The sequence below is a fragment of the Pseudomonas sp. LBUM1671 genome, from assembly GCF_059695685.1.
This window is the reverse complement of sequence record NZ_CP166782.1, coordinates 1204090-1226156: the sequence shown is the minus strand read 5'-3', so window position 1 is coordinate 1226156 and position 22067 is coordinate 1204090. Positions and strand designations below refer to the sequence as shown.

Below are 22067 nucleotides of genomic sequence, written 5' to 3'. Positions count from 1 at the left end.
AAATCCGCGAATGGATTTTTCAGACCCGCAGTGAGGACATCCATGCGCCAACCCGATATCGAGATTTACCTGAAAGACGCCGACGTCGACTACAAGGCCGTCGCAGACTGGCTTAGCGAAGCGTTGGGCCAGTGCAGTGAATGGGTCAAGAAGGGCCAGACCTACAAGTGCAAGGCCGGCAACGTGCCCGTCACCTGGCTGCCAAAAGCCGTCGGCAAATGGAACAGCCTGTTCCTGGACAGCGACCAGACCCCGTGGGAAGACGACATCGCTTGCGCCCGCGCCGCGTTTGCCGCGCTGAACGTCGAAGTGCGTTGTGCGCCGGGTACGTGGGTCGAGGAAGAAGGTGAAGAGACGGCGGATCGCTGGATGCGCATCAGCGCCGACGGTGAAGAAGAGATCACCTGGAAAACCGCGTAAGAACGACACCAACCCCATGTGGGAGCGGGCTTGCTCGCGAATGCGGTGTGTCAGGCAGCAAAGATGTTGACTGAGACACCGCATTCGCGAGCAAGCCCGCTCCCACAGTGGTTTTGGGTGAACTGGAAGGTGGGTTTACAGACCTATCACATCCTCAGCCTGCAACCCCTTCTCGCCCGTCACCACGGCGTATTCAACCTGCTGACCTTCAGCCAGCGAACGATGCCCCTCGCCGCGGATCGCGCGGTAATGCACGAACACGTCCACCCCGTCCTCGCGCTGAATGAAGCCGTAGCCCTTGGCGTCGTTGAACCACTTCACATTGCCGGTTTCGCGCGTAGCCATGAATCGATACCCCCTTCTTTTTATTGTTGAGCCGCCGAGTATATGACAGGCGCCAAAACTCTCAACTCAACTTTACTTACCCGCTTTTTTGCCGATTTTCGGCGAATCCGGCACACTATCGGCCGCCCGAGCAAACGCTCGGTTTTATTCACTCACGCAGATGCCGTATGACCCGTTCCCCGTTCCGCCGTCTTGTGTTTGGCACCCTGCGCCGACTGCTCTATCTCTGGGTTCGCTCGGAGACGATCAATCAGTCGTCGTTCACCCTCAACCTCGACCGCAGTCGTCCGGTGTTCTACGTCCTGCAAAACCCTTCGCTGACCGACCTGGCCGTGGTCGACACCGAATGCAGCAAGGCCGGCCTGCCCCGCCCGGTGCTGCCCGTGTCGGTAGGCAACCTGGTGGAACCCGCCGCGTTTTTCTACCTCACGCCGGAGCCCGACTGGCTCGGCCGCCAGGACAAACGTGGCGCACCGCCGACGCTGACCCGCCTGGTCAGCGCCCTGAGCCAGAATGCCGCCGAAGACGCGCAGATCATTCCGGTCAGCGTGTTCTGGGGGCAGTCGCCGGACAGCGAATCGAGCCCGTGGAAGCTACTTTTTGCCGATAGCTGGGCCGTGACCGGTCGCCTGCGTCGGTTGCTCAGCATCATCGTGCTGGGCCGCAAGACCCGAGTGCAGTTCTCCGCGCCGATTCACCTGCGCGAATTGATCGACCACAACAAAGGCCACGAGCGCACCGTGCGCATGGCCCAGCGGATCCTGCGCGTGCACTTCCGCAACCTCAAGGCCGCGGTGATAGGCCCGGACATTTCCCACCGACGCAACCTGGTCAAAGGCTTGCTCAATCAGCCGTTGGTCAAGCAAGCGATCCTCGACGAAGCCGAACGGGAAAACATCTCCCCGGAGAAAGCCAAGGCCCAGGCCCTGCGCTACGGCAACGAGATCGCCTCGGACTACACCTACACCGCAATCCGTTTCCTGGAAGTGGTGCTGAGCTGGTTCTGGAACAAGATCTACGACGGGATCAAGGTCAACCACATCGAAGGCGTGCAGAAAGTCGCTCAGGGTCACGAAGTGATCTATGTGCCGTGCCATCGCAGCCACATCGACTACCTGCTGCTGTCTTACTTGCTGTTCCGAAACGGCCTGACCCCGCCGCACATCGCCGCCGGGATCAACCTCAACATGCCGGTGATCGGCAGCCTGCTGCGGCGTGGCGGCGCGTTCTTCATGCGCCGCACCTTCAAGGGCAACCCGCTGTACACCTCGGTGTTCAACGAATACCTGCACACCTTGTTCACCAAAGGTTTCCCGGTCGAATACTTCGTCGAGGGCGGCCGTTCGCGCACCGGGCGCATGCTGCAACCGAAGACCGGGATGCTGGCGATTACCCTGCGCAGTTTCCTGCGTTCGTCGCGCATGCCCATCGTCTTCATTCCGGTGTACATCGGTTACGAGCGTGTGCTGGAAGGCCGGACCTACCTCGGCGAACTGCGCGGCGCGAGCAAGAAGAAAGAATCGATCTTCGACATCTTCAAAGTCATCGGCGCGCTCAAGCAGCGTTTTGGTCAGGTGGCGGTGAACTTCGGCGAGCCGATCAAACTCGCGGAATTCCTCGACAGCGAACAGCCCGACTGGCGTAAACAGGAACTCGGCCCGCAGTTCAAACCCGCGTGGCTCAACGAAACCACCAACCGTCTCGGCGAGAAAGTCGCGCAGCATCTGAACGAAGCGGCGGCGATCAACCCGGTGAACCTGGTCGCCCTGGCGCTGCTGTCCACCACCCGTCTGGCCCTGGATGATCGCGCCATGGCGCGGGTACTGGATTTGTATCTGGCGCTGTTGCGCAAGGTGCCGTATTCGCCGCACACCACGCTGCCGGAAGGTGATGGCCGGGCGCTGATCGAGCATGTGAAGGACATGGACCTGCTGTCCGAACAGAGCGATGCGCTGGGCAAGATTCTGTATCTGGACGAGCAGAACGCCGTCCTGATGACCTACTACCGCAACAACGTGCTGCACATCTTCGCCCTGCCGGCGCTGCTCGCGAGTTTCTTCCAGAGCGCGTCGCGCATGAGCCGCGAACAGATCCTGCGCTACACCCGGGCGCTGTATCCGTACCTGCAATCGGAGCTGTTCATTCGCTGGACGCTGGATGAATTGGATGGCGTGATCGATCAATGGCTCGACGCGTTCGTCGAGCAAGGTCTGCTGCGTTTCGAGAACGACGTTTACCTGCGCCCGGCACCAAGCTCACGGCATTTTGTGTTGCTGACGTTGTTGTCGAAGAGCATCGCCCAGACGCTGCAACGCTTCTACATGACCGTGTCCCTGCTGCTCAACAGCGGCCAGAACAGCATCAGCGCCGAAGAACTGGAAGACCTGTGCACCGTCATGGCTCAGCGCCTGTCGATCCTCCATGGCCTGAATGCCCCGGAGTTCTTCGACAAGAGTCTGTTCCGCCACTTCATTCAGACGATGCTGGATCTCGACGTGCTCAAGCGCGACGAAGCCGGCAAGTTGAGCTATCACGAGTTGCTGGGTGAACTGGCGGAAGGTGCGGCCAAACGGGTGCTGCCGGCGGAGATCCGGTTGTCGATCCGCCAGGTGGCCTTGCATCGAAGTGAAGATGCGGCGGACCAGGCTTAGTTGCAGTCGGTTGTAACTTTCTGACAATGACTATAAGAACACGGATGTTCTTATAATCTGTCAATTATGAATTAATAGAGGCCCTCTTAAATTCCGATATGGATATCGCGATGACCCCGCTTGAAAACACTAGCAACTACGTCACCCTCACTTTCAGTTTGCCTGAAGACTTTCTGCCCCCAGACGATGGCAACGGCGAAACCTTTATAGGCGTGCAAACTGCCAACTCCTCCTTCCCCATCAACGTGGCGCAATCGCGTACACCAAACCTGTACAGCGGATCCTGGAACTTTTCGTTCCCACACAACTATTCCGATATCAGCGTCAAATACCTTGTGACCATCAACATGACCCATAACGGAGTTCCCCTGTTGATTGACCTGGACTACTTCGTGATCGTCCACCACGCGCCGCACCGACAGATCCTGCACCTGAGCCCGATAGGCCGTCTCTACATACAGGCGCAAGCACCTCGAGCGGTCGAACCCGAACACGCCGTCACCGTTGCCGCCCACGAGCACGACGACACCCAAGCCCTCGTCACTCAGATACATATCAGCGAAAATCAGGCGCAGGCGTTTTACCTGGAATACGATCCAGCCACTGTCGTCCCCGGTAAACGCTACACCCTGACCGCCACTGAAAACGAATACCTGAATTCAATAGCGGTCTATCCGGGCTCCGTTGTATTGAAGCCCTTCAGCACGACTTGAAAGAAAGTCGAAAAATGTAATTTGTTGCGCGCCATCTATTTCGCAGCCTATTCGGTCAACAAGTAAGGAAATACCCTACATAGCGTTCGCGGCTCTCGACGATATGCTGACAATTCGTCATTCCCGACGATTCATTTGATAAGGAAATCAAAATGAGCAACGAATATGAAAAGAGCATCGGCGGCACCGTGCACTATCTGTTGAGAATTCAGTTACCACCCAACTCAACACTTCACGTCAATCTGCTGGATGTCACTTCCACAGACGCTCCGGCCAAAGAACTCGCAAGGCAAGTCATCCCTAACGCAGAGACAACGGGCTTGGACTTTAACTTGCTGTACAAGGTTGCCGATGTCCTGCCTGATCACCGCTATGCCATCCGTGCGCGGATCGAAACCACCGAACAAGTGATCTTCGCGACCACGAAGGATCACGCAGTGCAACTGGGTGTCGACCACCTCTGTCCCGAGGACGTTATTGTCCGCAACGTTCGTACGAAACCAGACAGTAACTTCTAAGTCTTGAGCTGAAAAAATCCGTTAAATTGTCATTGGCGCCGGTCTTCTTCGGGCGCCAGGGACAAGGATCAAGTTCATGAAAAAATGCTCGCTTCTGGGACTGGCTGCTTTGCTCAGCGCCTGCCAGACCCTGCAACCTGCCGCGAAAACCAGCCTCGATGGCGAAGTCTTCTACCTCCAACGCATCGCCCTGCCGGCGAGCGCCACCTTGAGCGTCAGCCTGCAGGACGTGTCGCTCGCGGATGCGCCCGCCGTTATCCTCAATGAACAGAAAGGCCCGGTCAGAGGCCAGGTGCCACTGCCGTTTCATCTGAGTTACGATCCGGCCCAGGTCAAACCTGGTCATCGCTATTCGGTCAGCGCGCGCATCGAAGTCGACGGCAAGCTGATATTCATCACCACCGAACACCACGCCGTGCAGCTTGATGGCCGCGATCCGCAACCCCTGAAAATCCGCGTCGACGCCGTTCGCTAATTTCTTTTTTTGAACAAGGAAGCCGCCATGCTCCGCCCTACCCTTCGCTTCGCCGGCCTTTTCGCAGGCTTGATGATCTCCGCCAGCGCACTGGCGCTGTCGCTCAACGACCTGTCGCAAAAAGACGCCACCGGCGGCCTCAAAGACGCCCTGACCCAAGGCGCGCAGCTGGCCGTCAAACAACTCGGCACGCCGGGCGGCTTCAGCAACAACCCGGACGTGAAAATCGAACTGCCGGGCAAACTGGGCAAAGTCGCCAGCAAAATGAAACAGTTCGGCATGGGCGACCAGGTCACTCAGCTGGAAACCAGCATGAACAAAGCGGCGGAAACCGCCGTGACCCAGGCCCAGCCAATTCTGGTGGAAGCGGTCAAGAAGATGAGCGTCGAGGACGCCAAAGGGATTCTCAGCGGCGGCAAAGATTCGGCCACCCAATACCTGAGCAAAACCAGCCGCGAACAGATTCGCGTCAAGTTCCTCCCTATCGTCAAACAAGCCACCGACCAGGTCGGCCTGGCCAAGCAATACAACACCTTCGCGGGCCAGGCAGCGACCATGGGCGTGCTGGATGCGAAGAACGCCAACATCGAAAGCTACGTGACCGAGCAGGCGTTGAACGGTTTGTTCGAGATGATCGGTAAACAGGAAGAAACCATCCGCCAGAATCCGGCGGCTGCGGCGACGAGTCTGGCGAAGAAAGTCTTTGGTACGCTTTAATTCCAGGCAATTGAAACTCGCAAAAAAGCCCACTGGTCTTTACAGGTCAGTGGGCTTTTTCCGTTTGCGCTACTGGTGCGGATCAACCTGATCCAGAACGCGATTTACCGATAACTCCGCCAGCGAAATCATCTGTTGAACCGCCAACATAAGATTGCATTTCGGTCCGTTCAAACCGAAGGCTAACTCACTGGCCATCACATTTGCCGAAGCGAGGGTTTCGCAGGCGTGAGCCAAAAGGGTTTCGGAATCAACGTTGGGGGCGATGACGAAAACCGAGCTGGGACGACGGTCAGCTTTAGCCTTTTTTTCGGGTGGTGGCGCCAAATAGTGATCAAGAGCGCGAATTGCCGCGTCGTGGAGTTTTTTGGAATCGAGAAAGGCGTAGGGGGAAACCGGGTCGGTTTCTTTTTCCAGTTCTGCTTCCGTGTATGGAGGATTTGGGCTGTCTTTAATCATCGTGTAACTCCTGAAGTAGTGGAGCTGTCACCGTTCGCTGCGAAACGAACATAAGGTGGCAGCTGTACGCAGGTTCGCAGACCGGGACTTCAGGAACCCGGCAGACCCGAAGATCTCCCGCGCACAGCCGCCATAACACAGGCATAAAAAAACGCCCGCTTTCGGATGGTGGACGCTGTGCGTCTGAAGTTTAACCGGGCTGCGAAACCCGGTCGCTGCTTTTTGCAGCGACACCCAAAAGCCTAGAGATCGCGCTTCCGACAGACAACCTGAAAATTTCGTGGGAAGGTTCTGATGTTTTGGCAGATCTTTAAACATAGTCGCCTGCCAGATCGCCATCGCGGGCAAGCCCGCTCCCACAGGGTTTTGTGTCGTACACGGTATTTGTATTCAGAAGATTAACTGTGGGAGCGAGCCTGCTCGCGAAAGCGGTCGTCCATTTGCGAAATGTATTGCCTGACACGACGCCATCGCGAGCAGGCTCGCTTGTATGTTTAGACTTGAAGGGGTGGGTGGGACTACAGACTCGATTCTGACTCTGACCAGTACAGACTGTGGGAGACTTCTCGTCCCGCCCCTTCTACCCAAAGCGCCGATAAGGAATTCATCGGTAAACCGACGATAGAGACAAGCCAGCGCAACGGTAGCCCCCAACAAGCACTTAAACCCTAGCTCCGAGGATTCGTCATGACAATCCTTACTTCGCAGACGGTTGTTGGTATCGATATCGCCAAGGCCCAAATTGCTGTCTATCGCACCGACCTGCAAATCATTCAAGACATCAAGAACGATCGAACCGCCCTCAAGCGTTGGCTTAAAACCCTGCCTGCCCAAAGCGCTATCGCCGTTGAAGCCACCAACATCTACCACTTGGACACGGTAGAGCTGGCCCATGAGATGGGTCATCAGGTCTACGTGGTGGATGCTTATCGCGTGAGTCATTACCGCCGTGGCGTTGGTCAACGAGCCAAGAACGATCCCTGCGATGCGCGTTTGCTGGCGCGTTACCTGGAGAATGAACAAAGCAAACTGCGGGTCTGGAGCCCGCCACCCAAGGCCTACAGCTCGCTGAAAAGCCTGCTTCACAGACGTGCAACGCTGATCCAGAACCATGCTGGGCTGATGTTGAGTTGGGCCAATGAACCCTTGTTGAAGAAAGTGCAGGTCGCTCAGCAGAAGGCGTTCAAGCAAGCGGATCAGGCGATTCAGAAACTGCTGCGCAAGGTCAGCAAAGAGGCGGGAATTGAGGCGAATATTGATCGCTGCAAAGCCATCGAAGGCGTTGGGGAACTGACCGCAACCGGGTTGGCGACGACCTTTATGCGGGGCGATTTTGCGAACAGCGATGCGTTCATCGCATTCCTGGGAATGGACTTGGCAGTCGAAGACTCCGGCAAGAAGAATGGGCAGCGGTACCTGACCAAAAAAGGAGATCCGGAGGTTCGTCGTTTGGCGTACAACGCCGCAATGGCGGCGTGTCGCTCGCCTAAATGGAAGCCGTTTTACGAGGCATACCTGGCTAGAGGCTTCTCGAAAACCCAGGCCTTGGTTGCCTTGGCCCGAAAGCTCTGTCGAGTGGCATTTGCCCTGATGAAAAATCAGAGCAAATACCTGTCAGCCTGAGAATTCAGGGTTGCCGGGCAACATAGAATCTCCCACAATTTAGAGCGGTGAACGTCAGCAAGAGAGCGGGCGGCCCGAAGGCCGCCGAGATTACACCGACTCTTTCTTGATCCTGAACCACGCCGCATACAACGCCGGCAAAAACAGCAGCGTCAGCGCCGTCGCCACGATCAACCCGCCCATGATCGCCACCGCCATCGGCCCGAAGAACACGCTGCGGGACAACGGGATCATCGCCAGCACTGCCGCAAGTGCCGTCAACACGATCGGCCGGAAACGCCGCACCGTGGCTTCGATAATTGCTTGCCACGGCTTGAGCCCGGCGGCGATGTCCTGCTCGATCTGGTCCACCAGGATCACCGAGTTACGCATGATCATCCCGGACAGCGCGATGGTCCCGAGCATTGCCACAAAGCCGAACGGCTGGCGGAACACCATCAGGAACAGCGTCACCCCGATCAAGCCCAGCGGCGCGGTCAGGAACACCATCACCGTGCGTGAGAAACTGCGCAATTGCAGCATCAGCAAAGTCAGCACCACCACGATGAACAGCGGCACGCCGGCCTTCACCGAGTTCTGGCCACGGGCCGAGTCTTCCACCGTACCGCCGACGTCCAGCAAGTAACCGTCCGGCAGTTCGGCGCGAATCGGGTCGAGGGTCGGCATGATCTGCTGCACCAGCGTCGCCGGTTGTTCCTTGCCATAGATGTCGGCGCGGATCGTCACGTTCGGCAGGCGGTTGCGGTGCCAGATGATGCCTTCTTCGAAGCCGTATTCCAGCGTCGCGATTTGCGACAGCGCCACGCTGCGGCCGTTGTCGGTCGGCACCGCCAGACTCGGCAGCAACGACAGTTCGGTCCGTTCATGCAACGTGCCGCGCAGCAGGATCTCGATCAACTCGTTGTCTTCGCGGTACTGGCTGACGCTGGAACCGGTCAGGGAGCTTTGCAAGAACTTCGACAGGTTGGCCGTGCTCACACCCAGCGCCCGGGCGCGGTCCTGATCAACGTTAAGGTAGACGACTTTGCTCGGCTCTTCCCAGTCCAGATGGACGTTCACCACATGCGGATTTTCGCGAACCTTGGCCGCCACTTTGCGGGCCAGCGCGCGGACTTCCTCGATGTGCTCGCCGGTCACCCGGAACTGCACCGGATAGCCAACCGGCGGACCATTTTCAAGGCGTGTAACCCGCGAGCGCAGGGTCGGGAATTGTTCGTTGAGAGTTTCGATCAGCCAGGTGCGCAGGGTTTCGCGCTCCTCGATGGTCTTGGCCAGGACGACAAACTGGGCGAAGCTCGCCGCCGGCAGTTGCTGATCCAGCGGCAGGTAGAAACGCGGCGAACCGGTGCCGACGTAGGCCACGTAGTTGTCGATGCCGGCGTGATCCTTCAGAAGCGCTTCAAGGCGTTTGACCTCGTCGGCGGTGTTGCTCAGGGACGCGCCTTCAGCGAGTTTCAGATCGACCATCAACTCGAGCCGCCCCGAAGCCGGGAAGAACTGTTGCGGCACAAAGCGGAACAGCACGATGGAGCCGATGAACAACACCACGGTCAGCACGATGACGGTTTTACGCCAGCGCACGCACCACTCCACCAAACGCCTGACCCGCTGATAGAACGGCGTGCCGTAAGGGTCGGGCTGACCGGTGCCATGTTTGGCGGCATGAATTTTCGCCAGGTCCGGCAGAAGTTTTTCCCCCAGGTACGGCACGAAAACCACCGCGACAATCCATGAGGCCAACAACGCGATGGTCACCACTTGGAAGATCGAGCGCGTGTATTCGCCGGTGCCCGACTGCGCAGTGGCGATCGGCAGAAACCCGGCAGCGGTAATCAGGGTGCCGGTGAGCATCGGGAACGCGGTGCTGGTCCAGGCATAACTGGCCGCCTTGATGCGGTCGAAGCCCTGCTCCATTTTGATCGCCATCATTTCCACGGCGATGATTGCGTCGTCCACCAACAAGCCCAGCGCCAAAACCAGCGCACCGAGGGAAATTTTGTGCAGGCCGATGCCGAGGTAATACATGCAGGCGAAGGTCATCGCCAGCACCAGCGGAATCGCCAGCGCCACCACCATGCCGGTGCGCACGCCGAGGGAGAAAAAACTCACCAGCAACACAATCGCCAGGGCTTCCACCAGCACTTGAACGAACTCGCCAACGCCGGTTTTCACTGCGGCAGGCTGATCGGAAACCTTGCGCAGTTGCATGCCGGCCGGGAGGTTTTTCTGAATGCGGTCGAACTCGATTTCCAGCGCCTTGCCCAGCACCAGAATGTCGCCGCCGTCCTTCATCGCCACGGCCAGACCGATGGCGTTTTCCGCCATGAAACGCATGCGCGGTGCCGGTGGGTCGTTGAATCCACGGCGCACGTCCGCCACATCGGAGATGCGGAAGGTACGGTCACCGACGCGGATCGGGAAGTTCTTGATCTCGTCGACGGTCTGAAAATTCCCCGAAACCCGTAGCTGCAATCGCTCGCTGGTGGTTTCAAAGAACCCGGCCGTGGACACCGCGTTCTGCTCTTCAAGCGCCTGCTGCACAGCGGCCAATGGCAAGCCGAGCGTGGCGAGTTTGACGTTGGAGAGTTCGATCCAGATCTTCTCGTCCTGCAGCCCGAGCAGATCGACCTTACCCACATCCTTGACCCGTTGCAGCTGGATCTGGATGCGGTCGGCGTAATCCTTGAGCACTGCGTAATCAAAACCGTCGCCGGTCAGCGCGTAGATATTGCCGAAGGTGGTGCCAAACTCATCGTTGAAAAACGGCCCCTGAATACCCGGCGGCAAAGTGTGCCGAATGTCACTGACCTTTTTGCGGACCTGATACCACAGGTCCGGAATCTGTACCGAATGCATGGAGTCACGGGCAATGAAGGTCACCTGGGATTCGCCGGGGCGCGAGAAAGAGACAATGCGCTCGTATTCGCCGGTTTCCATCAGCTTCTTTTCAATGCGCTCGGTGACCTGGCGCGAGACTTCCTGCGCCGTGGCGCCCGGCCAGTTGGTGCGGATCACCATGGCTTTGAAGGTGAACGGCGGGTCTTCGCTTTGGCCGAGTTTGGTGTAGGAAAGCGCGCCGACGACGGCCAGCAAGAGCATCAGGAACAGTACGATCTGGCGATTGCGCAGCGCCCATTCGGAAAGATTGAAACCCATCGGGGATTACTCCTTGTCCGCCAGATTGACCACGCGGTTGGAGCGATCCACCGGGCGCACTTGCTGCCCTTCGAGCAGGACATGGACGCCAGCGGCCACCACCCAGTCGCTGGCATTCAGGCCCTCGAGCACTGGGACGGTTTTCTCGCCGAAGGCACCGACCCGGACCGGGGTTTTCTTCAAGGTATTGTTGGCACTGACGACCCAGACGTAGGTCGCGCCGTTTTCCGCCGTCAGTGCCGACAGCGGCACAGACAGCGGTATCACGTCAGCGGTCTGGACGAACACCCGGGCGCTCTGGCCGAGTTCGGCCGGGACCTTGCCGCCAGTGAACGAAATCCGGGCCGCGAAGGTGCGCGACTTGGGATCGGCAGCGGGCGACAGCTCACGGATGCGCCCGGCGAAACGCTGATCGGGTTGGGTCCAGAGCTCTACCGACACTGGCTGACCGACCTTGAAGCGGCCGAAACTCTGCTCCGGCAGGCTGATCAACACTTCCCGCTCGCCATCGGTGGCCAGGGTAAACACGGTTTGCCCGGCCGCCACCACTTGTCCGACTTCAACTGCGCGTTTAGCAACCACACCATCCTGGGGTGCACGCAGCACCGCGTAGCTGGCCTGATTGGTCGACACGTTAAATTCGGCTTTGATTTGCTTGAGGCGCGCTTCACCGGATCGGTAAAGGTTTTCGGCATTGTCGTACTGCGAACGGCTGACCATCTGACGGTCCATCAGGGTCTTGTAGCGATCACGCTCGGCGCGCACCAGGCTCAGATTGGCCTCGGCGGCGGCCACTTGGGCACGGGTGGCTTCCAGTTGCAGGCGTACGTCCTGAGGATCGAGTTCGGCCAGTGGCTGATCGGCCTTGACCCGCTGCCCTTCTTCAACCAGTCGTCGGCTGACTTTGCCGCCAATGCGAAACGCCAGGTCCGGCTCATAACGAGCCCGTACTTCACCGGGAAAACTTTCCATTGCCTGGGCCGAAGGCTCTGGCTGCACGACCATCGCCGGGCGGACAGTGGCTTTAGGCGCCTCTTCGTGGCCACACGCAGACAATAAAAACGCCAGACAGACTGGCAACGCGAGGGGCAAGGCATAGCGGAACATGGTGAAGGACCTTTCGCTAATGGTGCTTGGAATAATTATACTGGTGAGTATGTTATTAATAGCAAACTCACCAGTCCAGTATTAAAGCGAAGAATGTCGAACAATCTTTCAGCACCCAACGGTCCGGGCCGTCCAAAGGATCTGGCCAAGCGCCAGGCCATCCTCGATGCGGCGAAAATTCTGTTTCTGAGTAATGGTTACGCCAGCACCAGCATGGATGCAGTGGCGGCGGAAGCCGGTGTGTCGAAGCTCACGGTCTATAGCCATTTCAACGACAAAGAGACGCTGTTCTCCGCCGCCGTGATGGCCAAGTGCGAAGAGCAGTTGCCCACGCTGTTTTTCGAATTGCCGGACGGCATTTCGGTAGAAACGGTACTGCTGAACATCGCGCGCGGCTTTCATCAGCTGATCAACAGCGATGAATCGGTGAACCTGCATCGGCTGATGATGGCCCTGGGCAGCCAGGACCCGAAACTCTCGCTGATCTTCTTCGAGGCCGGACCGCAACGCATGCTGCACGGCATGGAGCGGTTGCTGACCAAGGTTGATCAGTGCGGCGCGTTGAGCATCGATAAACCGCGCAATGCAGCCGAGCATTTCTTCTGCCTGCTCAAGGGCGCCGGGAATTTCCGCTTGCTGTATGGCTGCGGCGAGCCGGTGACCGGCGATGCGGCCGAGGAGCATGTGCGGGAAGTGGTGGGGTTGTTTATGCGGGCTTACAGGCCTGGGACAGACTGATGGGTTCTGGTTGTCTGGACTGACGCCTTCGCGGGCAAGCCTCGCTCCTACAGGGTTTAGCACAGATTCTGTAGGAGCGAGGCTTGCCCGCGAAGGGCGCGACACGGTCTTATGGCTTAAGCGCTTTCTTCGGATAAATATCATACCGACTGGATTTCCCGTCCAGCGCATGACTCGGCTTGGGCCCCGCAATACAAGGCGCCTTGCGCGGGCGCTTGACTACTACCCGATGGCTGGCCAGTGCCAACGCGGCTTCGAGCAATGCCGGCGCATCCGGATCATCGCCGACCAACGGCCGGAACAAGCGCATTTCCTTCTTCACCAACGCCGTTTTCTCACGGTGCGGGAACATCGGGTCGAGGTAGATCACCTGTGGCGGCTCGCCTTCCCAGTTGCGCATGACCTCGATCGAATTGCCCTTGAGCAACTTCATCCGCGCCACAATCGGTGCCACGTCGAAATCTTCCGCGCCACGGGCAAGCCCATCCTCAAGCAACGCCCCAATCAACGGCTGACGCTCGATCAGGCTCATCTCGCAGCCCAGGCTCGCCAACACGAACGCATCCTTGCCCAGCCCCGCCGTGGCATCCAGCACCCGCGGACGTACGCCCTGGGCAATGCCAACCGCCTTGGCGATCATCTGCCCGGTGCCACCACCGAACAACCGGCGATGCGCCGCACCACCTTCGACGAAGTCCACCCGCACCGGCCCCGGTGCGTCCGGCCCGAGCTGTTGCAGCTGCAAACCCTGTTCGCCCACCTGCAAGGCAAACTCGCCGTCATCCACATGCAAAGGCAAGCCCAGGCGTTCGGCCCATTGCTCCGCTTGTGGCTGAAACGCCGGGGCCGAGGCCTCGACGTGGATGCGGCAAGCCGCAGGTTGCTCAATCATGGGAAAACACGCTCAAAAAATTAATGATCGGCAAAAACGGCCGATAACAAAACTAACGAGCATTTTGCCAGAGCTGAGCGTCGACCGAGAAAAATGTCAGGCATTCAATCCACATCCGTAGGCTACCTATCGCGTCATGGCGATTATGGCCTGCGAAATTCACAGGCACTGAGCGGCGTCAGTCACCTGTGGCAGGATTTTTTTGCCCAGGCCCTGGCCGAACAGTCGACCGATGTGGTGCCGGCGTGTGGGACTTTTCCACCGGTTGATCTTGAAAGCCCGGTCGAGCCTACCGTCGGCAGCGAGCTGTTGGCGCACATCGTCAGCCAGCGCGAATGCGATGTGAAAGAAACCGAAGTCAAGCCACCCGAGCCGCTGTTCCTGCCGATCGCCGAGTTCGAAATGGACCTGGCCGACAAACCTTTCCCACCGTTCCCGGCCGAAGAAATCGTCGCGCAACAGAAACAACAAGACTTCGAAAGTGGCTGGGTGCGTCCGATCGTGCTCACCGCCGGCCAGCCCGTGCCAGAAGCCGGCCCGGCGCCACAACCGCGTCCGCTGCGCTTGCCGATCGCTGAATTCGAAATGGACCTGCTGGACAAACCGTTCCCGCCGTTCTCCCCCGAAGAACTGGTGGAGCAACAGAAACAACTCGACTTCGATAACGGCTGGGCTCGCCCGATCGTCCTGCAGAACCTGCGCATCGCCGCCTGATCGTTAATAACAGGCAGTCAGCGACACACCCACCACGGCCCGACATCGACATGAAAGTGATTGCGATGGGCGGCGTTGTAGTCCGGGCTCAATACCACACTGAACAAGCCACAGGCGCCATCGCGAACCTGGCGCAGAAACCGTGCGTCCTGATTATCCTTCGGCCAATCCTTGAGCACGCTGATGGCTCGACCGTCCGCCAGGCGGAAACCGGCAATGTCCAGCGCATCGGCGCTGGCGTGCTGGCTTCGTCTGCCGTTTTCGCGGCCGTAGACGTTGCGGCAGGCAAAGCTGCCGAGGTGATCGACCCGGCTGACGGACTGCCCGTACACCGCTTGTGCGGCGGGTTGCAGGGCATGGTGTTCGAACAGGGCAAACGAAACCGCCAGGCGGCAACTGGCGAGAAAGCTGCTGCTTAGCGCGACATCACCGCCCTGCACACGCAAGTTGTTGATCAATGGACACGTCGCGCCGGGACTGTCGGCCTGATGCGTGACCCGCAACCCGGAACTGCTCAAGGCCTGATCACACAATTGCGGATCATCACGCAGGCGCATCAGTTTGTAGCGCGTCAGAACGTTCGGCTTGGCCTTCACGTCCAGCGGTGCCCAAGGGTTCCATTGGGGCGGCAGCGAAATCCAGCCGCGCCAGACGCTCGCGCCCGCCGCACCGATGATCAACAGCATCAACAACAGCCACCACCGAAACCGCATCGTCAGCCTTTGAACAATTGATTGGCCTGCGCATAGGGCATGGACCGCGACGTGAACCCGAAGGTGCCCGACGTCTTGATCTCTTCGGCCGCACGGAAAAACTCGCCATACGCCGCCAAGGCCAGGGCCGAACCGACGCTGACGCGTTTGACGCCCATCTCGCTCAACTGCCCGACCGTCAATTTGAGTCCGCCGGACATCAACACGTTGACCGGTTTCGGCGCCACGGCGCGGACCACCGCCAACACGTCGTCAGCGCTGCGCAGACCCGGCGCATACAAAACGTCGGCCCCCGCCTCAGCGAATGCCTGCAAACGGCGAATGGTATCGGCCAGGTCAGGATTGCCGTGCAGAAAATTCTCGGCACGGGCGGTCAGGACAAAAGGGAAAGGCAAGCTGCGCGCCGCTGCGACGGCGGCTTCAATGCGCGCCACGGCATGTTCGAAGCAGTAGATTGGCGCGTCTTCACGGCCCGTGGCATCTTCGATCGAGCCACCAACAGCGCCCGCCGCCGCAGCCTGCAAAATGCTTTGCGCGCATTCGGCCGGGTCGTCCGCAAAACCGTTTTCCAGGTCCACTGCCACCGGCAAGTCGGTTGCCGCGACAATCGCCCGGACGTTCGCCAGCGTATCGTCCAGCGTCAACCCGCCATCGGGCCGCGCGTTGGAAAAGGCATAACCGGCACTGGTGGTCGCCAGCGCCTCGAACCCCAGGCTGGCGAGCATCTTCGCCGAGCCGGCGTCCCACGGATTGGGAATGACAAAAGCGCCCTCGCGTTCGTGCAGTGCTTTGAACGTCTGGGCTCGAAGGGTTTGCGCATCCATTGGCAGGCTCCTGAATGGGGGACGAGTCCGCCTCAGAGCAGGCCAAGTTGCTCGGCGGCGGGCTCTCTGTATAGCTCAGGCAACGGCGGCAAGCCAGGCAAACGCAGCATCAGTTTTGCGTGAAAACGTTGCGCCAGTCTGGCGGCCAGCAGGTTATCGGCGGTGTGCAGGAAGATGTAGGGTGTACGGCCCTCTTCGATCCACACGGCGATTTTCTCGACCCAGGGCTCCAGGAACGGATCGTTCGCCTCAAGCTGTGGATGGCCGATGAAACGCACCTGCGGGAATTGGGTAAACGCTGCCGGACGCGTCGGCACCCTGGGCTTTTTCGATTGGGCGTGAAGCACCGAAGGATCGGTCGACGTGCAGCTGAACAGCGCTCGTGGATCAAGGCAAATGCGCTCGACGCCACGGTCCAGCAGCAGACGATTGAGCACTCGCTCGCTATCACCTTTGGCGAAGAACTCGTCATGCCGCACTTCAACCGCCAGCGGTCGCTCAAGTGCATCGATGAAGCCGGCCAATTCGGGCAATCGGTGCGGGGTGAAGCTTTTGGACAGTTGCAGCCACAGCGGCGAAACCCGCTCACCGAGTGGGCTGAGCAACTGCAGGAAGGTGTCGGCGGCGGTCAGTTGTTCGCGCAGGTCACCGCCGTGGCTGATGTCGCCGGGAAACTTGGCGGTGAAGCGAAAGTGTTCGGGCATGGTCTCGGCCCAGCGCTGCACCGTGCTGGCAGCCGGGCTCGCGTAGAAGGTCGTATTGCCTTCTACGGCGTTGAATACTTGGGAATAGAGATTCAGAAATTCGGCGGGTTTGGCGTCCGGCGGATACAGATAATCGCGCCAAGAGTTTTCACTCCAGGACGGGCAGCCGAGGTAGTAAGGCAGCAACATCAGATGTACAGGTCGAGGCCCATTACATCGGTATCCCAATCGACAAAACCGGCAGTGCTCAGGTAGCTGGCGAGTGCCGTGGCGACGCTTTTGCTCATGGCGCGGTGGTAGATCATGTCTTGCTGACGGGCCGGAAGGTTGCTCAGGCGTTGCGCGGAGGCTTTGGCGGCACGGGCGGCCATTTGCTCTTCGGACGGGATTTCCAGCTCGCCGTCGATATCGACGTAGTCGTCATCCGCCACCGAGCCTTTGCGGGGCTTGCGCTTGATGGGGTAGGACTGGGAGGAAACGCCGTCTATACGCATGGAGTACATGTCCGGTATCAGTAGTGGCAGTCTAGTGGCACATAACCCACTTCGCAAACCGCCGAGTGATAACTAGAACACAGAAATACGAAAAGGTTTAAAAGCGGCGGGATAAATCGACGATTGGCTACTTCTGTTAGATCGCTTTCGCGGGCAAGCCTCGCTCCTACAGGGTTTGTGTCGTTCACGCATTTTGCGATCGGCTCAAACCTGTAGGAGCGAGGCTTGCCCGCGAAGGGTTCAACTCGGTCTCGGATCAACGCGCTTTCGGCGTCGCCACTTTATCGCGCAGATAAACCGGCTGAGCCTCATCCGCCACAATCGCCTCGCCGCGTTCCCAGGCAAATCGCGCCAGCGTCAGCAAGTCTTCAGCGTGGGGCAGCATGCCCGCGTCCTGCCCGCTCAGGCTGACGGCGATGCGTTCGGCATATCCCCAACCCGTGCCAGCGCCGAACCATTCACCGCTGGCATCGGCCGGTAACGCCGCCACTTCCGGCGCCAACACCGCCTCATTACCCACCAAGCGCATCTCGCCCGCCGTTTCGCGGTAGCAACCCCAATACACTTCATCCATGCGCGCATCGATGGCGGCCGCAACCTGGCTCACGCCGTGTTCGCGATACGCTCGCTGCGCCAGCACCGCCAGGTTGGACACCGGCAGCACCGGGCGTTCCAGTGCAAACGCCAGGCCTTGCACCACGCCAATGGCGATCCGCACGCCGGTGAATGCGCCCGGCCCGCGACCGAATGCGATGGCATCGACCGCTTGCAGGGTGGTCCCGGCATCGGCGAGCAACTGCTGGATCATCGGCAACAGTTTCTGCGCATGCAGGCGCGGGATCACCTCGTAATGGCTCGTGACCTTGCCGTCATGCAGCAAGGCAACGGAGCAAGCTTCAGTCGCGGTGTCCAGGGCCAGCAAGGTGCTCATCGATGTTTCCGTAAGAGAGGTCAGAAAAAGTGCGCCAGTATAAACAACTACGGCCCGCAAGCGGGCCGTAGAAGATGAAGCGGATCAGTCTTTTCAGTTCAGCGCTTCAAGCACCTTGCCGGTGATCGCTTCAACCGAGCCAATACCTTCGACGTGGCTGTACTTCGGTTTGCCTTGAGCGACGGACAGCTCCTGGTAAAACTTCACCAGAGGCTCGGTCTGGGCGTGGTAGACCGACAGGCGATGACGCACGGTTTCTTCGGTGTCGTCTTTGCGCTGTACCAGCTCTTCACCGGTGATGTCGTCTTTACCGGCAATTTTCGGCGGGTTGTAGACGATGTGGTACACGCGGCCGCTGGCCTCGTGAACACGACGGCCAGCGATACGCTGGACGATGTCTTCGTCTTTAACGTCGATTTCCAATACGTGGTCCAGCTCGACGCCGGCTTTCACCAGGGCTTCAGCCTGGGGAATGGTGCGCGGGAAACCGTCGAACAGGAAACCGTTGGCACAATCGGCCTGGCTGATGCGTTCCTTGACCAGATTGATGATCAGGTCATCGGAAACCAGGCCACCGCTGTCCATGACGCTCTTGGCGATCAGGCCCAGCTCGGTGCCGGCCTTGACCGCGGCACGCAGCATGTCGCCGGTGGAGATTTGCGGGATGCCGAACTTTTCGGTGATGAACTTAGCCTGAGTACCTTTACCGGCCCCGGGAGCTCCCAGCAGAATGACGCGCATCGATGTGCTCCTCAATTTTTTATATAGATAACAACGGATTCGCCTCGTGGGGCCAATCTCAAAAACAGGGTCGTGACCGCCCAAACGGTCAAAGGCTGCTCAAGATACACAGCAGGCCCGGACCACACAAGCCGCCGAAAGTCGGAGAAACCCGCGCCTTGCGTGACCTTGCGACGGGGTACCCCAAGTCGCAACCCCATCATTAACTGTCGCCTGGCAGACCTTTTCCGCCCCTCGCCCACCGGCACCCGAACCTCGCGTCGGGCGCCTTCCCCCACGACGAAAACCTTAGCCGGTATTTCGCAATCCGGCAGCAATCCCCGCCACAGACACCAGCAGCGCCTGTTCTACCGGGCTGCCCTGCGCCACTTCCTGTTGCCGCGAACGGGCCAACAGTTCGGCCTGCAATAGATGAAGCGGGTCGAGGTAGGTGTTGCGCAGGCGGATGAATTCGAGGGTGGCTGGGCTATGTGCCAGTAGCTGAGACTGACCGGTCAGCCCGAGGACCACGGCGCACGCCTGCGACAATAGGTCGCGTAAATGCGCACCCAAAGGTAGCAAATCCGGCTCGACCAGACGCTCATCGTAGGATCGGGCGATGTCGGCATCGGCTTTGGCCAAGACCATTTCCAGCATGTCGATGCGCGTACGGAAGAACGGCCACTGTTCACGCATCTGCCCCAGCAGTTCACCTTCGCCGCGTTCCAGCGCCTTGCTCAGCGCTGCTTCCCAGCCGAGCCAGGCCGGCAGCATCAGTCGCGTCTGGGTCCAGCCGAAGATCCATGGAATGGCGCGCAGGCTCTCAATACCCCCCGCGCGACGCTTGGCCGGGCGGCTACCCAACGGCAAACGGCCCAGTTCCTGTTCCGGGGTGGACTGACGGAAATACTCGACGAACTGCGGATTTTCCCGCACCACGGCGCGGTAAGCCTTGACCCCGTCGGCGGCCAATTCGTCCATCAGATGGCGCCAGGCCGGTTCCGGTGGCGGGGGCGGCAGCAAGGTCGCTTCCAGCACCGCCGCCAGGTACAGATTGAGGTTCTGCTCGGCGATGTCCGGCAGGCCGAATTTGAAACGAATCATTTCGCCCTGCTCGGTGGTGCGGAAACGTCCCGCTACCGAACCGGGTGGCTGCGACAGAATCGCCGCGTGCGCCGGACCACCGCCGCGCCCCACGGTGCCGCCGCGACCGTGGAACAACAACAGCTCGACTTGCTGCTCGCGGCAGATATCGACCAAACGTTCCTGTGCCCGATATTGCGCCCAGGCCGCTGCCGTTGTGCCGGCGTCCTTGGCCGAATCGGAATAACCGATCATCACTTCCTGCGGCCCTTGCAGGCGCGAGCGATAGCCCGGCAGCAGCAACAGCTTTTCAATCACCGGACCGGCGTTGTCGAGGTCGGCAAGGGTTTCGAACAGCGGCACCACGCGCATTGGCCGCAACACGCCGGATTCCTTGAGCAACAATTGCACGGCGAGCACGTCGGAAGCGGCGCCGGCCATGGAGATCACATAAGAGCCGAGCGAAGCCCCCGGGGCGGCGGCAATTTCCCGGCATGTCGCCAGCACTTCGGCGGTGTCGGCCGAGGGTTTGAAATACGCCGGCAGCAACGGCCGACGGTTGTTCTGTTCACGCACCAGGAAGGCGATGCGCTCCTCCTCGCTCCAGTCTTCGTAGCGACCGAGGCCGAGGTAGTCGGTGATTTCGGTCATCGCCGCCGTGTGACGGGACGAGTCCTGACGCACATCGAGCCGCACGAGGAACAGGCCGAAGGTCACCGCCCGACGCAAGCAGTCGAGCAACGGACCATCCGCGATCACGCCCATGCCGCACTCGTGCAAAGACTGGTAGCACAGCTCCAGCGGATCCAGCAGGTCGCGGTTGTTGTGCAGCACATCGGCGGTTGCCGGGGTGGTGGCCGTCAACGAGGCATGCGCCCAGTTACGCGTCGCGCGCAGACGTTCACGCAACTGTTTAAGCACCGCGCGATAAGGTTCGGCGCTGTCCCCGGCCTTGGCTTTCAGCGCATCGCTGGCCTGTTGCATCGACAGTTCAGCGGCGAGGTGATCGATATCGCGCAGGTACAAATCAGCGGCCATCCAGCGTGCCAGCAGCAACACTTCGCGGGTCACGGCAGCCGTCACGTTCGGGTTGCCGTCGCGATCGCCGCCCATCCACGAGGCGAAGCGGATCGGCGCGCCTTCCAATGGCAAATGCAGGCCGGTGGCGGCGTGCAGGGCCTTATCGGCCTTGCGCATGTAATTGGGGATCGCTTGCCACAGCGAATGTTCGATCACCGCGAAGCCCCATTTGGCTTCGTCCACGGGCGTCGGTCGAGTGCGGCGGATTTCTTCGGTGTGCCAGGCTTCGGCGATCAAACGTTGCAACTTCGCCTGGATCTGCTCGCGCTCGGCGGTGGTCAGGTCGCGATGATCCTGGGCGGCCAGTTGCGCGGCGATGGCGTCGTATTTCTGGATCAGCGTGCGGCGCGCGACTTCGGTCGGGTGCGCGGTGAGGACCAGTTCGATCTCCAGTCGCCCCAGTTGCCGGGCCAGGGATTCGGCGCTATGGCCTTCGGCGCGCAGGCGCGCGAGCAGTTCCGGCAGCACTCGCGCTTCAAACGGGGCTGGCTGCGACTCTTCGCGGCGGTGAATCAGCTGATATTGCTCGGCGATATTGGCCAGGTTGAGAAACTGGTTGAACGCCCGCGCCACCGGCAGCAACTCTGCTTCGCTCAATTGGTTGAGGCTGGCGCTCAGTTCAGCGTCCATCGAACCGCGACGGTCGGCCTTGGCGCCCTTGCGGATCTGCTCGATCTTGTCGAGAAAGCCGTCCCCGTACTGTTCACGAATGGTGTTGCCCAACAGCTCACCCAACAGGTGAACGTCCTCGCGCAAGCGTGCATCAATATCGGTCATCAGCAGTTCTCCAGCGAAAATCCGGGTGTCTTTGAATGCCATGCTCTGATCACAGAGAGTGCCGCTCTAAAGCGCTTCTTACAAGCAGACGACGCAGGGACATTAAACCTTGCGGGTTCGAGCTAGTCTGAAGAGTAAGCCGTACAACGGCTTGCCGCCGACCATTGGCGGGCTCTCACACCGCCTGCCACGAGCAGGAGCGAATTGAGGTTT

Annotated in this window: 21 protein-coding genes; 9 read left to right on the top strand and 12 right to left on the bottom strand. The window is 59.7% G+C overall.

Annotated features, from left to right (window positions below; genetic code table 11):
* Nucleotides 1–42 precede the first annotated feature (42 nt).
* A complete protein-coding gene (locus ACA060_RS05415; protein WP_128872768.1) occupies nt 43–420 on the top strand; it encodes a hypothetical protein in 378 nt (125 codons plus the stop codon).
* A gap of 135 nt (nt 421–555) precedes the next feature.
* Here the strand turns inward: ACA060_RS05415 and ACA060_RS05410 are convergent, their stop codons facing one another.
* Nucleotides 556–765: a cold-shock protein gene (locus ACA060_RS05410; protein WP_497315879.1), complete on the bottom strand. Its 210-nt coding sequence runs from the start codon at nt 763–765 to the stop codon at nt 556–558.
* Nucleotides 766–932: 167 nt separating this feature from the next.
* Between ACA060_RS05410 and plsB the strand changes: the two genes are divergently transcribed.
* From plsB to ACA060_RS05385, 5 genes are all read left to right on the top strand, one after another.
* Nucleotides 933–3416, top strand: coding sequence for a glycerol-3-phosphate 1-O-acyltransferase PlsB (gene plsB, locus ACA060_RS05405; RefSeq protein ID WP_497315877.1), 2484 nt, complete (start codon nt 933–935; stop codon nt 3414–3416).
* A gap of 110 nt (nt 3417–3526) precedes the next feature.
* Nucleotides 3527–4129 (top strand): hypothetical protein, encoded by a 603-nt coding sequence (locus ACA060_RS05400; protein ID WP_497315876.1) that lies wholly within the window; start codon nt 3527–3529, stop codon nt 4127–4129.
* A 152-nt stretch (nt 4130–4281) separates the two neighbouring features.
* A complete protein-coding gene (locus ACA060_RS05395; protein ID WP_497315874.1) occupies nt 4282–4647 on the top strand; it encodes a YbaY family lipoprotein in 366 nt (121 codons plus the stop codon).
* Between the two features lie 76 nt (nt 4648–4723).
* Nucleotides 4724–5122, top strand: coding sequence for a YbaY family lipoprotein (locus tag ACA060_RS05390; RefSeq protein ID WP_497315873.1), 399 nt, complete (start codon nt 4724–4726; stop codon nt 5120–5122).
* 27 nt (nt 5123–5149) lie between these two features.
* Nucleotides 5150–5839 (top strand): DUF4197 domain-containing protein, encoded by a 690-nt coding sequence (locus ACA060_RS05385; RefSeq protein WP_497315871.1) that lies wholly within the window; start codon nt 5150–5152, stop codon nt 5837–5839.
* Between the two features lie 69 nt (nt 5840–5908).
* On the opposite strand, the gene ACA060_RS05380 is transcribed toward ACA060_RS05385, so the two are convergent.
* The gene (locus ACA060_RS05380; RefSeq protein ID WP_497315869.1) at nt 5909–6298 is read right to left on the bottom strand and encodes a DUF6124 family protein; all 390 of its coding nucleotides are present in this window, start codon (nt 6296–6298) and stop codon (nt 5909–5911) included.
* A 687-nt stretch (nt 6299–6985) separates the two neighbouring features.
* Here ACA060_RS05380 and ACA060_RS05375 point away from each other — a divergent pair.
* Complete coding sequence (locus ACA060_RS05375) at nt 6986–7921, top strand: IS110 family transposase (RefSeq protein WP_497314510.1); 936 nt, start codon at nt 6986–6988, stop codon at nt 7919–7921.
* A gap of 90 nt (nt 7922–8011) precedes the next feature.
* On the opposite strand, the gene ACA060_RS05370 is transcribed toward ACA060_RS05375, so the two are convergent.
* Nucleotides 8012–11077 carry an efflux RND transporter permease subunit gene (locus ACA060_RS05370; RefSeq protein ID WP_109628187.1) on the bottom strand — a complete coding sequence of 1022 codons (3066 nt, stop codon included), beginning with the start codon at nt 11075–11077 and terminating at the stop codon, nt 8012–8014.
* A 6-nt stretch (nt 11078–11083) separates the two neighbouring features.
* Nucleotides 11084–12184, bottom strand: coding sequence for an efflux RND transporter periplasmic adaptor subunit (locus tag ACA060_RS05365; RefSeq protein WP_497315867.1), 1101 nt, complete (start codon nt 12182–12184; stop codon nt 11084–11086).
* Nucleotides 12185–12277: 93 nt separating this feature from the next.
* On the opposite strand from ACA060_RS05365, the gene ACA060_RS05360 reads away from it, so the two are divergent.
* Nucleotides 12278–12922 (top strand): TetR/AcrR family transcriptional regulator, encoded by a 645-nt coding sequence (locus ACA060_RS05360; protein ID WP_497315865.1) that lies wholly within the window; start codon nt 12278–12280, stop codon nt 12920–12922.
* Between the two features lie 109 nt (nt 12923–13031).
* Here ACA060_RS05360 and ACA060_RS05355 read toward each other — a convergent pair whose 3' ends face one another.
* On the bottom strand, nt 13032–13814 hold the full coding sequence (locus tag ACA060_RS05355; protein WP_010462878.1) for a class I SAM-dependent methyltransferase: 783 nt from the start codon (nt 13812–13814) through the stop codon (nt 13032–13034).
* Between the two features lie 93 nt (nt 13815–13907).
* On the opposite strand from ACA060_RS05355, the gene ACA060_RS05350 reads away from it, so the two are divergent.
* On the top strand, nt 13908–14528 hold the full coding sequence (locus ACA060_RS05350; protein WP_497315863.1) for an energy transducer TonB: 621 nt from the start codon (nt 13908–13910) through the stop codon (nt 14526–14528).
* Nucleotides 14529–14545: 17 nt separating this feature from the next.
* Here the strand turns inward: ACA060_RS05350 and ACA060_RS05345 are convergent, their stop codons facing one another.
* From ACA060_RS05345 to ppc, 7 genes are all read right to left on the bottom strand, one after another.
* Nucleotides 14546–15241: an extensin-like domain-containing protein gene (locus tag ACA060_RS05345; RefSeq protein ID WP_497315861.1), complete on the bottom strand. Its 696-nt coding sequence runs from the start codon at nt 15239–15241 to the stop codon at nt 14546–14548.
* Nucleotides 15242–15243: 2 nt separating this feature from the next.
* The gene (locus ACA060_RS05340) at nt 15244–16065 is read right to left on the bottom strand and encodes an isocitrate lyase/PEP mutase family protein (RefSeq protein WP_497315859.1); all 822 of its coding nucleotides are present in this window, start codon (nt 16063–16065) and stop codon (nt 15244–15246) included.
* Between the two features lie 32 nt (nt 16066–16097).
* On the bottom strand, nt 16098–16958 hold the full coding sequence (locus ACA060_RS05335) for a DUF72 domain-containing protein (RefSeq protein ID WP_497315857.1): 861 nt from the start codon (nt 16956–16958) through the stop codon (nt 16098–16100).
* Entirely contained in the window at nt 16958–17263 is a 306-nt protein-coding gene (locus ACA060_RS05330) for a hypothetical protein (protein WP_109635961.1), read from the bottom strand. Before ACA060_RS05330 ends, ACA060_RS05335 begins: the two co-directional genes overlap by 1 nt.
* 256 nt (nt 17264–17519) lie before the next feature.
* On the bottom strand, nt 17520–18194 hold the full coding sequence (tsaB, locus tag ACA060_RS05325) for a tRNA (adenosine(37)-N6)-threonylcarbamoyltransferase complex dimerization subunit type 1 TsaB (RefSeq protein ID WP_497315855.1): 675 nt from the start codon (nt 18192–18194) through the stop codon (nt 17520–17522).
* A 93-nt stretch (nt 18195–18287) separates the two neighbouring features.
* On the bottom strand, nt 18288–18935 hold the full coding sequence (adk, locus tag ACA060_RS05320) for an adenylate kinase (protein ID WP_109628179.1): 648 nt from the start codon (nt 18933–18935) through the stop codon (nt 18288–18290).
* 288 nt (nt 18936–19223) lie between these two features.
* Nucleotides 19224–21854: a phosphoenolpyruvate carboxylase gene (gene ppc, locus ACA060_RS05315; RefSeq protein ID WP_497315853.1), complete on the bottom strand. Its 2631-nt coding sequence runs from the start codon at nt 21852–21854 to the stop codon at nt 19224–19226.
* Between the last annotated feature and the right edge of the window lie 213 nt (nt 21855–22067).

What these genes read in the sequence shown, in the direction of transcription:
- ACA060_RS05360 (WP_497315865.1), top strand. Translation starts at nt 12,278, where the DNA reads ATGTCGAACAATCTTTCAGCACCCAACGGTCCGGGCCGTCCAAAGGAT.
- ACA060_RS05370 (WP_109628187.1), bottom strand. Translation starts at nt 11,077, where the DNA reads ATGGGTTTCAATCTTTCCGAATGGGCGCTGCGCAATCGCCAGATCGTA.
- plsB (WP_497315877.1), top strand. Translation starts at nt 933, where the DNA reads ATGACCCGTTCCCCGTTCCGCCGTCTTGTGTTTGGCACCCTGCGCCGA.
- adk (WP_109628179.1), bottom strand. Translation starts at nt 18,935, where the DNA reads ATGCGCGTCATTCTGCTGGGAGCTCCCGGGGCCGGTAAAGGTACTCAG.
- ACA060_RS05400 (WP_497315876.1), top strand. Translation starts at nt 3,527, where the DNA reads ATGACCCCGCTTGAAAACACTAGCAACTACGTCACCCTCACTTTCAGT.
- ACA060_RS05410 (WP_497315879.1), bottom strand. Translation starts at nt 765, where the DNA reads ATGGCTACGCGCGAAACCGGCAATGTGAAGTGGTTCAACGACGCCAAG.
- ACA060_RS05365 (WP_497315867.1), bottom strand. Translation starts at nt 12,184, where the DNA reads ATGTTCCGCTATGCCTTGCCCCTCGCGTTGCCAGTCTGTCTGGCGTTT.
- ACA060_RS05350 (WP_497315863.1), top strand. Translation starts at nt 13,908, where the DNA reads ATGTCAGGCATTCAATCCACATCCGTAGGCTACCTATCGCGTCATGGC.
- ACA060_RS05335 (WP_497315857.1), bottom strand. Translation starts at nt 16,958, where the DNA reads ATGTTGCTGCCTTACTACCTCGGCTGCCCGTCCTGGAGTGAAAACTCT.
- ACA060_RS05355 (WP_010462878.1), bottom strand. Translation starts at nt 13,814, where the DNA reads ATGATTGAGCAACCTGCGGCTTGCCGCATCCACGTCGAGGCCTCGGCC.
- ACA060_RS05345 (WP_497315861.1), bottom strand. Translation starts at nt 15,241, where the DNA reads ATGCGGTTTCGGTGGTGGCTGTTGTTGATGCTGTTGATCATCGGTGCG.
- ACA060_RS05380 (WP_497315869.1), bottom strand. Translation starts at nt 6,298, where the DNA reads ATGATTAAAGACAGCCCAAATCCTCCATACACGGAAGCAGAACTGGAA.
- tsaB (WP_497315855.1), bottom strand. Translation starts at nt 18,194, where the DNA reads ATGAGCACCTTGCTGGCCCTGGACACCGCGACTGAAGCTTGCTCCGTT.
- ACA060_RS05395 (WP_497315874.1), top strand. Translation starts at nt 4,282, where the DNA reads ATGAGCAACGAATATGAAAAGAGCATCGGCGGCACCGTGCACTATCTG.
- ACA060_RS05330 (WP_109635961.1), bottom strand. Translation starts at nt 17,263, where the DNA reads ATGCGTATAGACGGCGTTTCCTCCCAGTCCTACCCCATCAAGCGCAAG.
- ACA060_RS05340 (WP_497315859.1), bottom strand. Translation starts at nt 16,065, where the DNA reads ATGGATGCGCAAACCCTTCGAGCCCAGACGTTCAAAGCACTGCACGAA.
- ACA060_RS05375 (WP_497314510.1), top strand. Translation starts at nt 6,986, where the DNA reads ATGACAATCCTTACTTCGCAGACGGTTGTTGGTATCGATATCGCCAAG.
- ACA060_RS05415 (WP_128872768.1), top strand. Translation starts at nt 43, where the DNA reads ATGCGCCAACCCGATATCGAGATTTACCTGAAAGACGCCGACGTCGAC.
- ACA060_RS05385 (WP_497315871.1), top strand. Translation starts at nt 5,150, where the DNA reads ATGCTCCGCCCTACCCTTCGCTTCGCCGGCCTTTTCGCAGGCTTGATG.
- ACA060_RS05390 (WP_497315873.1), top strand. Translation starts at nt 4,724, where the DNA reads ATGAAAAAATGCTCGCTTCTGGGACTGGCTGCTTTGCTCAGCGCCTGC.
- ppc (WP_497315853.1), bottom strand. Translation starts at nt 21,854, where the DNA reads ATGACCGATATTGATGCACGCTTGCGCGAGGACGTTCACCTGTTGGGT.